Below are 12,929 nucleotides of genomic sequence, written 5' to 3' on the forward strand. Positions count from 1 at the left end.
CCGTGGTGCGGGCATCGCCGCGCGGGAAAGATGCGGCGTGATGACGACGCGGACGTGTGAGGTGTGCGGTACCGGGCTTTCCGTGCGTGGTGTGCGGTCGAGGGACGAGTCGAGGGACGGCAGGGCACGGGGCGGGCGGCCGGCCCGCTACTGCTCCGGCGCCTGCCGGCAGCGCGCGTTCCGGGAGCGTGCGACGCGTGAACGTGCGGGGAGCGAGCGGGCGACTCGCGAGCCCACGGCGGGACACCCTCCGGAGCGGGCCGCCCCGCGGACGCAGGGCACCGGGCTGCCGCGTGCGCTCGACTCCTTCGTGGGGCGCGAGCGAGAGCTGGCGCGGCTGCGCACGCTGCTGAGGTCCGCGCGGCTGCTCACCCTGATCGGCCCCGGCGGAGTGGGGAAGACGCGGCTGGCGCTCGAACTGGCGAGGGGTGTGCGCGGCGGCCGGGAGGGCGGTGCGCAGCTCGTGGAATTGGATGCGCTCCGCGACGGCGACCTGCTGTGCCAGGCCGTCGCCGCGGCACTGGGGGCGGGCGAGCGCAGCGGCCGGGCGGGCGTCGAGGCGATCGTCCACGCGCTGGGTCCCCGTCCGCTGCTGATCGTCCTGGACAACTGCGAGCACCTGGTCGAGGGGTGCGCACGCCTGGCCGCGACCCTGCTCGCCCGCTGTCCAGGCCTGCGGATCCTCGCCACCAGCCGGGAGACGCTACGCGTGCCCGGCGAAGTGGTGTTCCGTGTGGGCGAGTTGTCGCTGTCGGCTGCCGAGGGGAGCGAGGCCGGCGCGGGCGAGGACACGACGGCGCTGCTGCGCTCGGAGGCGGTCCGGCTCTTCGCCGAACGCGCGCGGGCCGCCGACCCCGGCTTCGCACTCGGCCCTGGCAACGCCCGCACCGTCGCCGAGATCTGCCGGCGTCTGGACGGCCTGCCGCTGGCCATCGAGCTGGCGGCGGGCCGGACCGGTTCGCTTCCGCTGGGCGACATTCTGCGCGGACTGGACGACCAGCTCTCCCTCCTCACCGACGGCAGCAGGACGGGACCGGGCCGCCATCGCGAGCTGCGCGCGGCGATCGACTGGAGTTATCGATTACTCGATCCCGTGGAGCAGGCGGTGTTCCGGCGCCTGTCCGTCCTCGGAGGCGGCTTCGACGCCCGGGGCGCGGCCGAGGTCTGCGCAGGGGGCGGCGCCGCGGACACCGAGGTGCGCCCTGACCAGGTGCTGCGTGTGGTCTGCGCCCTGGAGGCCAAGTCCCTGATCGTACGGATGCGGCAGGGCGATCCGGACACGGCGAGGTTCCGGCAGCTCAGTGCGATCCGCGGGTACGGGATGGACCGGCTCGCCGAGTCCGGAGAGCTGCACACGACATGGCATCGGGCGCTGGACCGGCTGGCCGGCCAGGAGGCCGGCGCCCCCGAGCCGGTGTTCGCCGACACCGTGGAGGGACCGCTGAGCGGCGAGCGGGAGAACCTCGCGGCGGCCGTGGCGTACACCTCCGGCCGTTCCGACAGCCGCTATGTCCCGCTCGCGATCGCTCTGGCCCGATTGCGTTACCAGCAGGAGCAGTTGACGGCCGCCCGGACGGTGTTGTCGGAGGTGCTGGACCGGGCGTCGGACGGTGTGCACCGGGGGATGGCGCTGGCGTTGGCCGCGCGTTGCGCCTGCCTCCAGGCGGATCACACGGCCGCACTCGCTCTCGCCGACGAGGCGGTGGCCGTCGAGCGGGCCGGGAACCGCCCCGGCGGGCTGGCCAACGCCCTCGACGCGTTGGCGGCCGCGCGATTGTGCCGGAGTGAGTTCGCCGAGGCGGTCGCCGTCTTCGCGGAGTGCCTCGACGTGGTCCGTACGCTCGGCCGGCCGCTGGACACCGCACTGTGCCGACATCACCTGGCCTGGGCACTGCTGCACACCGGCCAGGCCACGGAGGCCGACGAGCTGATGGCCCGGTGCCTGCCCGACCTGAGAGCGGGCGCCCCTACGGGGCAGTTGACGGCGGCGTTGCACACCGTCGGCGCCATCCGGCTGGCCCAAGGGGACTTCGATGCCGCGGAGGACATGTTCGCGGAGGTGCTCCACACGACGTCCGGGGAAACCTTCCATGCGCTCTACCCGCTGGAAGGGCTCGCCATAGTGGCGGGCGAGCGGGGCGATATGCGGCGTTCGCTGCGGCTGTACGCGGCGGCCGCGGCGGCGCGGCGGCGACTCGACACGGAGCCCGAGGCGCATTGGCGGGGGCAGGTGGAGGCGGCGGCAGCGCGGGCGAGGGAGCGGGTCTCTTCCGCCAGGGCGGAGGCGGCGCTGGAGGCGGGCCGGAGGCTGCGCGGGGACGCGCTCTTCGCGTATGCGCTGCGGGAGACGGGGGAGATGCGGGAGACGCGGGGGACGCGTGACGGGACCGGACGAGCGGACCCGGACGGCGTCGTGAGTGCCGTTGCTCCGTCCCCGCTGACCGAGCGCGAGTCGGCGGTCGCCAGACTTGTCGCGGAGAGCCTGACCAATCGTCAGATCGCTGCTCACCTGGGGCTTTCCAAGAGCACCGTCGCCAGCCATCTCGACCGGGTCCGGGACAAGTTGGGACTCCGGTCCCGTACGCAGATCGCACTGTGGGTCGCCTCGCAGACTCATCCACATCCACATCCCGGCTCCGAGGTTTCGTAACGCGCGCAGGTCGCCGGTCGTCTGATCGATGTGCGGCGCCGTGCGGTGGCAGACGCTGTCCGGGTGAGCCGATTCCGACGACGACTCACGACGACTCACGACTCACGACGACTCACCACGACGACTTTCGGACGACAGGAGACCCGGATGCGTTATGACAAGGAGAAGGGCTCAAGGCGGGCGTTCATCAAAACCACTTCCGCGGGCGTGACTTCGGTGGCCCTCGCGGCGACCGTGGCCGCCTCGGCCGGACCGGAGGCCGCCGTGACGGAGGCACCGAAGGCGCGCCGAGAGGGGCCGCCCCTGGCCGTCACCCCGGCCTGCTCGGGCCACGAGACCCCCGCGTCCATCGAGGGTCCCCTGTTCAAGCCCGACTCCCCGGAACGGTCGGACCTCATCACCCCCGGCATCCGGGGTGTCCGGCTCGACCTCGGCGGAGTCGTCTACGACACCGCCTGCAAGCCGCTTCCCGGGACGCTCCTCGAGTTCTGGCAGTGCGACCAGAACGGCGACTACGACACCTCGGGATTCTCGCTCCGCGGTCACCAGTACACGAACAGCCGGGGCGCCTTCCAGCTCCGGACGATCATCCCCCGGGACTACTGGGGCCGTTGGGGCCAGCGGGCGCCGCACATCCACACCCAGGTCCAGGCACCCGGTGGCCCCGTGCTCATCACCCAGCTGTACTTCCCCGACGACACCGAGGCGTACGGCCGTGACTTCGCCGCCCTCAACGCCGCGGACCGGCTCCTCAACCGCGCTTGCGTCATCGGGCTCGGCGCGTCGGACAACGGCCACTACACCGGCACGTTCGACTTCGTCCTCAAGACCACGGCCTAACCCATTCCCCCATCCCCATTCCACCTCCATCCCCCACCAGAGAAGGAATTCCGTGATGCCATCGAATACGTCGTCGTCCAGGGGGACCAGGCCGCCCGGCGGGAGGCCCCTGCTGGCCGCGCTCGTCGTCACCGTCGTGGCCGGGAGCCTGGCCGTCGCCGGCGGGAACGGTGAACCGACCGCCGCGGCGGAGCACACCGTTCCCGCGTCGTCGTCCGCGCACTCCGGGTCTCGTACCGGGCAGTGGCAGCGGACCCCGGTACCCGTGACGAAGGGCGACCTGACCGCCATAGCCGCTCTGGGCGACAAGCAGGCCTGGGCCGTGGGTTACCGGCTGAAGAGCGCGACCGCGCTCGAAGCCGTAGCACTCCGCTGGGACGGTACGTCCTGGGCACAGGAGTCCACGCTCCCGGAGAACAGCTTCCCGCAGGCCCTCACCGTCCGGTCCGCCGACGACATCTGGGCGGTCGGCAGCGCGACGGAGCATTGGGACGGCAAGACCTGGACCACGCGCCCCCTGGACCGTGACCCGGCCGGCCGTGTCGTGCCCGAAGCCGTGACGACCACCTCCGACGGGCAGGCCTGGACGGTGGGCCGGGCGATGGCACGGTCGATCAAGGACTCGGTGCCCGCCATCCAGTCGTGGGACGGCAAGAGCTGGCACCGGCAGGACCTTCCGGATGTCGGGAAGGGTGAGCTGAGCGGCGTGACGGCGGTGGCACCGGATGACGTCTGGGCCGTGGGCGCGGACTACGCCGGGGAAGGGAAGTCGCCGCAGACGGCTCTGCTGCTGCACTGGGACGGCACAAGCTGGAAGCGGGTCGACGCGCCCGGCCCGGAGGTGGGCCACGCCTGGCTCGGGGGGATCACCGCGTTCGCCGCCGACGACGTCTGGGCGGTGGGCGGCAGCACCTCCGGAAGCGCGGAGCGCCCCTACGCGCTGCACTGGGACGGTGTGAAGTGGTCGGCGGCGGACACCCCGGATGTGGCGGACGGGCGGTTGCGTGCCGTCGGCCGGGCCGGGGACGGCGAACTCTGGGCGGTGGGCGGCAAGGGCTCCGCTCCCGTCGCCCTGCGCTGGAACGGGCACACGAATCGGTGGGACGAAGCCGCTGGTCCGGGCGTCGTCGTACGGGGCTTCGCCACGGTGCCGAACAGCGCCGATCTCTGGGTCGCCGGAATCGCCGAACAAGGGGACCTTGCCCCGGCGATCACCCGCATGAAGGGCTGATCCGGCCGCGCGGAGAAACATCGGTCGTCGGATCGTTGATGCGGCTGATTTCCACGGCTGAGGCGCGGAGAATCCGCGGTCCACGGAAAGGCGCACATGCGGACCGGTGCCCATGGGGAAAGGCGCGCATGTGGAAAGGCGCACATGTCGAGCCACCGGAAGATCCTGATGCGGCTGGTGAACGCGGACGGGGACGAATGCGGGCACCCGTGATCATCGTGGGGCGTACGGACAAATGGTGAAAAGGCGGCCGGCGTTCACCCTGGAGCGGCCGGGGTGTCGTCGCCGTCCCGCCCATCCCGTCCGCCATGTCGGGCCACCTACTTGACGCCCTGTCGAACAAACCCTCCCTCTTTGCTTGGTCAATACACAACACTCTTTCATATCGTTGTGGCCTCGATTCTTGACGGGGGCGTAGCGGTGTCGTTCACTTCAGCAGTTCCGGGCCGGTCAGGGCGGCCCCATGGGAGGTACCTGAAATGAATGCAAGACTGCGTCGCATCGTGATCAGTGCGATGGCACTTTCGCTCGCCGTGCCGTTGGCGGCCTGCGGAGAAGAGAAACACGACGCAGGTCTCGGCAAGGACACCATCGGTCTTCTTCTGCCGGAGGACAAGGCGGACCGTTACGAGAAATTCGACCACCGCATCATTTCTCGAAGAGTCGCCACGCTCTGCCTTGAATGTGAATTGGACTACCGAAATGCAAAAGCATCGGTGGACACCCAGAAAATGCAGTTCGAGGGTCTGGTGAAGAAGGGCGTCAAGGTCATCATCCTTGACCCGGTCGATGCTCAGGCCGCCGGAAGCTGGGTGGACGCGGCCGCCAAGAAGGGCGTCAAGGTCATCGCGTACGACCGGCTCGCCGAGGGCAATGTCAAGGCGTACGTCTCCTACGACAACGAGAACGTCGGCCGGCTCCAGGGCCAGGGAATCGCCGCGGCGCTGGGCTCCCAGGCGGCCACCGCCGATGTCGTCATGATGAACGGCTCACCGACCGATCCGAACGCACCGTCCTTCAAGAAGGGCGCGCACGCGGTCCTGGACCGCAAGGTCAATAAGATCGTTTCCGAGAACGACATCCCCGACTGGTCGCCGGCCGAGGCCAGGAAGAAGATGACCGAGGTCATCAACGCCATTGGCGTCGACGGATTCGACGCCGTCTACTCGGCCAACGACGGCATGGCCGGCGGCATCGCCGAGGCACTCAAGTCGGCGGGCATCAAGAATGTGCCGCTCGGCGGCCAGGACGCCGAAAACGCCGCACTGCAGCGCATCATTAAGGGCACGCAGTCCTTCACCATCTACAAGGAGGTCAGGCCGGAAGCGGAAACCGCCGCCGAGATCGCCTTCCGGCTGCTGCGGGGCAAGAGCATCGCGTCCCTGACCTCGACGACCGCCGACAGCAACAGCAAGGCCGATATTCCGGCGAAGCTGTTCGATGCCGAGATCGTCACCAGGAAGAATTTGAAGGACACCGTGGTCCTGGACGGAGTCGTCCGTACCGACCTGCTCTGCACCAAGGACCTGGCCGCCGCCTGCAAATCCATTGGCCTGGAGTAAATTTCATGCCGTTACGTCTGAAGGAAGGCCCGCCGCCACGGAGCGGCGGGCCTTCCTGTTTCCTGTCCGCGTGAGCCCGCGTGAGCCCGCGCGAGCCCGCGTGGGCGTCCGTGGGCGTCCGTGGGCGCGGACGGTGATTTATCGATTGACGACGGATCAGCTGATGTGTGATCAATTGGCTGTAAGGCGCCCCTTTGGCGCTGCCCATGTCGTCACCTCACCGTCCCCCGAGAGGATCCGCTCAGCCCATGCCGCAGCAAACCGAGGTCACCATCCAGGAGTTCACGATCGCCGGCCCCGACGCCGGGCCGTACGCGCTCGCTCCGGGCCCGGACGGTGCGCTGTGGTGCACGCTGGTGCACGGGGGCGGCATCGCGCGGGTCACCACGGACGGCAAGGTCACCACGTACGACCTGGACTCCGCCTCCGGCGGGCCGACGATGATCACCGCGGGGGCCGACGGCGCCCTCTGGTTCACCGAGTACAAGGCGCACCGCATCGGTCGGATCGGCACGGACGGGCGGATCAGCTCGTTCGCCCTGCCGACCGAGAACGCCGGGCCGCTCGGCATCGCCGCCGGGCCCGACGGCGCACTGTGGTTCACCGAGTCCGCGGTCGACCGCATCGGCCGGATCACCACGGACGGCGAGATCAGCGAGTACGCCCTGCCGACCGCCGGCGGCTTCCCGTCGGTCATCGCCGCGGGCCCGGACGGCGCGCTGTGGTTCACCGTCAACCAGGCCGGCGGCCGGATCGGCCGGATCACGGTCGACGGCGACGTCAGCCTTCATCAGCTGCCCACCCCCGAGGCGGGGCCGGTCGGAATCGCGCCGGGACCGGATGGCGCGCTGTGGTTCGTGGAGATCGCCGCAGGACAGATCGGCCGGATCAGTACCGGCGGCATCGACGAATTCCCGCTTCCGGACCGGCAGTCCCGCCCGCACGCCATCGCCGCGGGCCCGGACGGCGCGCTGTGGTTCACCGAGTGGGGCGCCGGCCGGGTCGGCCGGATCACCACCGACGGGCGGATCGACGGATACGACCTCCCGGACCGCGCCTCGGAGCCGCACGGCATCGCCCTGGGGCCCGACGGCGCGCTCTGGGTCGCCCTGGAGACGGGATCGCTGGCCCGGATCGGCGTCGGTGGACCCGCTCAGCCGCGCTGAGCCGCGGCCGGCCCGCCCACCGACTCCACCAGCGGCAGCATCCGGTGCGGCACCCGCTCGCGCAGCGCCACCTCGGTACGCGTACGCACCACCCCCGGCAGGCTGATCAGCCGCTGGATCACGTCCTCCAGATGCTCCGCGTCCCGCGCCACCACCCGGGTGAGCAGATCTCCGCCGCCGGTCGTCGAGAACGCCTCGATGATCTGCGGCACCTCGGCCAGCGCGGCGGCGACCTCCTCCAGCCGTCCCTGGGTCACCTCGATGTGCACAAACGCCAGCACGGGGTGGCCGAGGGCGGCGGGCGACAGCCGAGGGCTGTAGGCCGTGATCACCCCGTCCCGCTCCAGCCGGTCCAGACGAGCCTGCACCGTGCCGCGGGCGATACCGAGGACGCGCGCGTACTCCCGCACACTGGTGCGCGGCTGCTCCAGCAGCAGCCGGAGGATCTTCGCGTCGAGAGCGTCCACAGCCATCCTTCGACTGTACCAATGGCCCAGTCGGCGAGGCGTTTGCCTGGCCACCCGCCCCTCTGGTGCCCGTCCCCCGGTGACCGTCCCTCCGACGCCCGTCCCTCTCACGCCGAGTTGCCCGGCAACGTCCCCTCCGGCACCACCCGCAGCGCCTGCAGCGCCGCTCTGAAGTCCGCGACGGCGCACGGGTCCTGGAGCGACCGGCCGGTCAGCTCCTCCACCCGGCGCAGGCGATAGCGCACCGTATTGGCATGGCAGTACAGCAGACGGCCGGCCTCGGCAGCGGATCCGGCCGCGGCGAACCATTGCTCAAGCGTCTCCACGAGCCGCTCGCGCTCCTCGTCCGGCAGGTCCAGGATCCTGCTCAGGACGGTCCGGGCCACGCGGGCCGCCTCCACCGGGGCAGCGGCGACGAGCATCGCCACCGGATTGTCGTCGAAGCGGGCGACACCGGGCCGACCCGCCGGCAGACCGGCCAGCGCCAGCCGCGCGTAGTGCAGGGCCTGGGGAGTGTCGCGCAGCGAGTCGTACGGCGGGCTGACGCCGACGCGCGCCGCGGACTTCTCCAGGGCCCGCAGGGCCGCCGCCTCCGTACTCACCGGCGGCACGGACAGCACCCCGATCTGCTGGTCGGGCAACAGGCGCCAGGCGGAGGGAAGGTGCTCGGTACGGAGCGTCGCCTCGATGCCGGGGAGCGCCTCGCGTCCCGGTGCGGGGACGGCCGCCGCCACCACGATGAACGGCCCGGCGGCCGGCAGGCCCAGGATCCGGGCCGTTTCCCACAGCGTGGTCTGATCGGCGATGACCCCCGTGAACAGCGCCTCCACCAGGACGGACCGCTCGTGCTCGCGCTGGAGCAGCAACTCGGCCGCGGTCTCACGGTAGGACGCGGTCATCGCGTCGGAGTAGGCGCCGACCTGCCGCCACATCTCGGACGACAGCGCCACCAGCGTGCGGCTGGAGACGTCGTGGGCGTCCCGCGCTTCGGCGATCAGCTCCGCCCAGACGAATTCGAAGCCGATACGGAAAGCGCGCAGGGTGTCGGAGAGCGGGACGTCCTGGAGCGCCCGCACCCTGCCGGTCTCGCGGGCGGTGGCCCGATTGACGGGGGAGCCCCGCCCGGCCAGATGCAGCAGGGGCACTTCCACATTGCTCTCGCAGGACTCCCGCAGTGAGTCCGGGGGGACGAGTGCCTCATCGCGGTAGGCGTCCACCTCGTCCCGGATCCGCCGGGCCAGTCGCTCGGCGAGTTCGGGCACGCGCCCGAGCAGAGCGGTGGCCACGGGGATGATCTCCTCGCGGGGCGCCGGACAGTCCATTGGCGCAGCGTACCTGCCGCCTGTTTGTGCGTGGGAACAACGAGGGGCGGCGGATCGAGGGGGCCGGACCATGGTCCGCGCCGCCCGCCGAGAGGACGATGTCCGCATTGTCGGCAACCTTGTCGGCAACCGCTGATTTCCGGGAGACGTGCATGCCCAATCTGGCGACGAGGCTGGTCAAGTCGGCACGTAGGTTCCCCGACCGGCCCGCCGTCCGTCTCGGCACGCAGACTGTGACATACGCGGCGCTCGACGCGCTGTCGGCCCACGTCGCGGCCGATCTGCGGGCCCGGGGCGTGACACCGGGCGACCGGGTCGCCGTGATGCTGCCGAACGTGCCGGAGTTCGTGGCGCTCTACTTCGGCGTCCTCAGGGCGGGCGGCATCGTCGTGCCGCTCGACCCGCTGCTGACGGAACGCGAGACGGAGTACCACCTGAGGGACTCGGGCGCTTCCGTTCTGTACGCCTGGCGCGACGGTCCCGGCGGGAGCGCTCAGGGGGCCGCGGCGGCCGACACCGACCTGCTCCCCGTCGGGGCCGGCGAGTTCGCCGCTCGGAGGCCTGCGCCGGATCGCGAAGTGGCCGCCGTACGCGACGCGGACCTCGCGGTGCTCCTCTACACCTCCGGCACGACCGGCCGGCCCAAGGGCGCGGCGCTCACCCACGGCGGTATCGCGCACAACACCAAGGTGAACGCCACGACGTTGCAGCACCTCGGACCCGCGGACGTGGTGCTGGGCTGTCTGCCGCTGTTCCACTCCTTCGGGCAGGTCTGCGCGATGAACTCCGTGATCCACAGAGGCGCTTCGCTCACGCTCGTACCGCGCTTCGAACCCGGGGCGGTCCTCGGGGCCATCGCGCGGGACCGGGTGACGGTCTTCGACGGCGTACCGGCCATGTTCTCCGCGCTGCTGCATCATCCGGCGGTGCACGAAGCGGACGTCTCCTCGCTGCGGTTATGCGTCTCCGGCGGGTCCTCGCTGCCCGTGGAGGTCCTGTACGAGTTCGAGCTGGTCTTCGGCTGTGCCGTCCTGGAGGGCTTCGGCATGTCCGAGACCGCTTCGATCGTCTCCTTCAACCACCCGGACCGCCCGCGCAAACCCGGCTCTATCGGCACCCCGGTGCGCGAGGTGCGGATGCGGCTGCTGGACGAGCACGGGGCGGACGTCCGGCCGGGCCGGATCGGCGAACTCGCCGTCCGTGGACCGAACGTGATGCAGGAATACTGGCGACGGCCCGCGGAGACACGCGCCGCCATCCCGGACGGCTGGCTGCGCACCGGTGACCTGGCCCGGCAGGACGCGGACGGCTATTACTTCATCGTCGACCGCAAACAGGACATGATCATCCGCGGTGGCTGCCAGGTCTCGCCGCGCGAGATCGAGGAAGTCCTGTACGGCCACCCCGCGGTGGCGCAGGCCGCGGTGGTCGGCGTACCCGACGACCGCTTCGGCGAGGAGGTCGCGGCCGCGGTCGTCACCAGGCCCGGGGCACGGACCGACGCCGAGGAACTGCGGGAGTACGTCAGGGAACGCGTCGAGGCGTCCACCTACCCGCGCCATGTCTGGCTGGTCGACGCGCTGCCCACCGGCCCCACCGGCAAGATCCTCAAGTGCCGGATCGAGCGGCCTCAGTAACGCCGTTACACCGCCGGGGGCACGGGCACGGGCCGATCAGCGACAGCGACCGCCCATCGGCCCCCAGCGCGAGCATCAGCAGCCGTCAGCCGTCAGCCGTCGTCACCCGTACGTCACCCGTGACCCCCGCTCGGCGCCATCAGCCCTGCCGCGCCCCGAGTGACCAGTTCTCGCCGTCCGATGCCAGTGCGTGGACCAACTCGACCCGGGAGCGGATGCCGAGCGCCGCGAAGACGTTCCGCAGATGGTGGTCGACCGTCCGGTGACTGATCGTCAGCATGGTGGCGACTTCACGGTTGGTGTGTCCTTCGGCGACATGGCGCGCCACCCGGAGTTGCTGCGGCGTGAGGCCGGTCAGCGGCCGGGGGCGGGCGCCGGGCTGGGCCTGGCCGGCCGCTCGCAGTTCGTCCCCGGCTCGCTCCGCCCACACCTCGGCGCCGCAGGACTCGAAGAGAAGCCGGGCGCCGCGCAGATGATCGCGGGCTTCGTTCGGTCTGCGGTGGCGCCGTAGATACATGCCGTACGACAGCTTGGTACGCGCCAGTGCGAAGCCCGATCCCGTCCTCTCCATGACGGCGAGCGCCTGGTCGAAGTGCGGATCCGCGGTTCCCCGGGTGGCGAGCAGCGCCCGGCAGTGCAGGGCCGTGGCCCTGGCCTGGTGATCGCCACTGGTCTGCGCCCACCCCTCCAGTGTGCGCAACGCCGCGCGCGCTTGATGAAGAGCCCGGTGAAGTCGCTCTCGCTCCGGGGCGGGGATATCCGCGTACGCCAGGGCGACGGCCTCCACGAACCAGGGGATCACGCGCAGCCGCCATGCGAAGTGCCGTGGTCCCGCGCTGCCCAGAACGAGCGGGCGGAGCCGCTCGACGGCCTCCCGTGGCGCATGGTGCGCGAGATCGAGCAGGCCGAGACTCCACGTGGCCAGCAGGGCCGGAACCATCAGGCCATGGGCCCGCCCCGTCGTCAGCGCCGCCTGCGCGCGGGAGCGGCAGGCGGCCGTGTCGCCGCGTATCGCCGCCGTCATCGCGAGGACGCTCTGGTGCAGCGCCGCGGAGTTGTGCTGACCGCGGGCCACGGCCAGGTGCAGGCCGCGCCGTGCGTGGGCGGCGGCACGCGGGTGGTCGTCGGCGGCGACTTCGACCAGCGCGAGGTGACCGAGGACTTCTGGGAGCGACGGACCTGAGGGCGACGGATCCGGGGGCGGCGTGGGCTGCGGCTCGGTTGAGATCCGTGACGTACGGTGCGCCTCGACGCGGGCCAGGGCACATGCCGACAGGTCCCGCGCATCCGCCGGCTCGCCGAGCGCCAAGGCGGCGCGCGACGCATGGACCAGCGCGTCCGGACCGTCGTCCCCCGGTGCGGGCCGCGCCGCCGCACGAAGCAGGGCGACGGACCGTGCCCCATCGCCGTGCAGCGCCGCCGCGACGCCGCGGTGATAGTCCCGAACGGTCCCCGGCACGCCGGTGCAGGTGCCGAGGCGCTGCGCGGTCGCGAGGTAGCCGGTGCGGTCGCCGGCGCTCCAGCTGGCTTCGGCGGCCCTGATGAGCGCGGTCGCCTCCTCGTCCGCCCGGCCGGCGCCGTGCAGCAGCGTGGCGGCGAGCAAGAGGGCTTCGCGTGCGTCGAGCGCAGAACCCTCCCGAAGGGCGCGCACTCCACGAGTCAACTCCGCCTGCCCTGCGGCAAGTTGAGCGCTCCCTGAAGCCGGCCCGGCTTGGTCGTGAGTCGACTCCCCGCGTCCTGGGCGATCGGCGTCCCGGGTGAGCGCACGGGCCCACCGGCGATGCAGCCGCCGCCAGTGCGCGGACTTGCCCGTGCGTGGTGGTACGGCTCGGTGGGCGCGCACGTTGCTCCTCCTGGTTCGGACGCCGGCTGGGCTCGGGATGGGCAGCACCGGGATTGCCAGCAAGTTACTCGCAAGTAAAAGCCTTGGGGAGCCTTGGGCGTCCGCCACGCGAATTGCTGTGCCGCGGAACAACGGTTGACCGGAAGAGTTGTGCCCGGGACCAAGTGCCGGACGGTATACGGCCGAGGAAGCGCAGCTCACACGGGGGTTG

At 71.3% G+C, this 12,929-nt stretch carries 9 protein-coding genes; 6 read left to right on the plus strand and 3 right to left on the minus strand.

What is annotated here, in order from left to right; genetic code table 11:
* The first annotated feature begins 91 nt into the window (after positions 1–91).
* The 5 genes from FCH28_RS00730 (at position 92) to FCH28_RS00750 (ending at position 7,449) form a co-directional block, all read left to right on the plus strand.
* A complete protein-coding gene (locus tag FCH28_RS00730) occupies positions 92–2,650 on the plus strand; it encodes an ATP-binding protein (RefSeq protein WP_246102218.1) in 2,559 nt (852 codons plus the stop codon).
* 147 nt (positions 2,651–2,797) lie between these two features.
* Positions 2,798–3,490, plus strand: coding sequence for a dioxygenase family protein (locus FCH28_RS00735; protein WP_136737687.1), 693 nt, complete (start codon positions 2,798–2,800; stop codon positions 3,488–3,490).
* A gap of 55 nt (positions 3,491–3,545) precedes the next feature.
* Complete coding sequence (locus FCH28_RS00740) at positions 3,546–4,721, plus strand: hypothetical protein (RefSeq protein ID WP_136737688.1); 1,176 nt, start codon at positions 3,546–3,548, stop codon at positions 4,719–4,721.
* 479 nt (positions 4,722–5,200) lie between these two features.
* Complete coding sequence (locus tag FCH28_RS00745) at positions 5,201–6,283, plus strand: sugar ABC transporter substrate-binding protein (protein ID WP_136737689.1); 1,083 nt, start codon at positions 5,201–5,203, stop codon at positions 6,281–6,283.
* Between the two features lie 248 nt (positions 6,284–6,531).
* Complete coding sequence (locus tag FCH28_RS00750) at positions 6,532–7,449, plus strand: Vgb family protein (protein WP_136737690.1); 918 nt, start codon at positions 6,532–6,534, stop codon at positions 7,447–7,449.
* On the opposite strand, the gene FCH28_RS00755 is transcribed toward FCH28_RS00750, so the two are convergent.
* A complete protein-coding gene (locus FCH28_RS00755) occupies positions 7,437–7,922 on the minus strand; it encodes an Lrp/AsnC family transcriptional regulator (protein WP_136737691.1) in 486 nt (161 codons plus the stop codon). The two genes, FCH28_RS00750 and FCH28_RS00755, sit on opposite strands and share 13 nt — an antisense overlap.
* Positions 7,923–8,023: 101 nt before the next feature.
* A complete protein-coding gene (locus tag FCH28_RS00760) occupies positions 8,024–9,238 on the minus strand; it encodes a PucR family transcriptional regulator (protein ID WP_187363737.1) in 1,215 nt (404 codons plus the stop codon).
* Between the two features lie 152 nt (positions 9,239–9,390).
* Between FCH28_RS00760 and FCH28_RS00765 the strand changes: the two genes are divergently transcribed.
* Complete coding sequence (locus tag FCH28_RS00765) at positions 9,391–10,875, plus strand: long-chain-fatty-acid--CoA ligase (protein ID WP_136737692.1); 1,485 nt, start codon at positions 9,391–9,393, stop codon at positions 10,873–10,875.
* Between the two features lie 139 nt (positions 10,876–11,014).
* On the opposite strand, the gene FCH28_RS00770 is transcribed toward FCH28_RS00765, so the two are convergent.
* On the minus strand, positions 11,015–12,526 hold the full coding sequence (locus FCH28_RS00770) for a helix-turn-helix domain-containing protein (protein ID WP_169314010.1): 1,512 nt from the start codon (positions 12,524–12,526) through the stop codon (positions 11,015–11,017).
* Positions 12,527–12,929: the final 403 nt, after the last annotated feature.

The organism is Streptomyces piniterrae, from assembly GCF_005048155.1.
Lineage (GTDB): Bacteria > Actinomycetota > Actinomycetes > Streptomycetales > Streptomycetaceae > Streptomyces > Streptomyces piniterrae.

Excerpts from the sequence above, each read along its gene's own strand:
- FCH28_RS00745 (WP_136737689.1), top strand. The coding sequence starts at position 5,201 with ATGAATGCAAGACTGCGTCGCATCGTGATCAGTGCGATGGCACTTTCG.
- FCH28_RS00760 (WP_187363737.1), bottom strand. The coding sequence starts at position 9,238 with ATGGACTGTCCGGCGCCCCGCGAGGAGATCATCCCCGTGGCCACCGCT.
- FCH28_RS00755 (WP_136737691.1), bottom strand. The coding sequence starts at position 7,922 with ATGGCTGTGGACGCTCTCGACGCGAAGATCCTCCGGCTGCTGCTGGAG.
- FCH28_RS00735 (WP_136737687.1), top strand. The coding sequence starts at position 2,798 with ATGCGTTATGACAAGGAGAAGGGCTCAAGGCGGGCGTTCATCAAAACC.
- FCH28_RS00740 (WP_136737688.1), top strand. The coding sequence starts at position 3,546 with ATGCCATCGAATACGTCGTCGTCCAGGGGGACCAGGCCGCCCGGCGGG.
- FCH28_RS00765 (WP_136737692.1), top strand. The coding sequence starts at position 9,391 with ATGCCCAATCTGGCGACGAGGCTGGTCAAGTCGGCACGTAGGTTCCCC.
- FCH28_RS00750 (WP_136737690.1), top strand. The coding sequence starts at position 6,532 with ATGCCGCAGCAAACCGAGGTCACCATCCAGGAGTTCACGATCGCCGGC.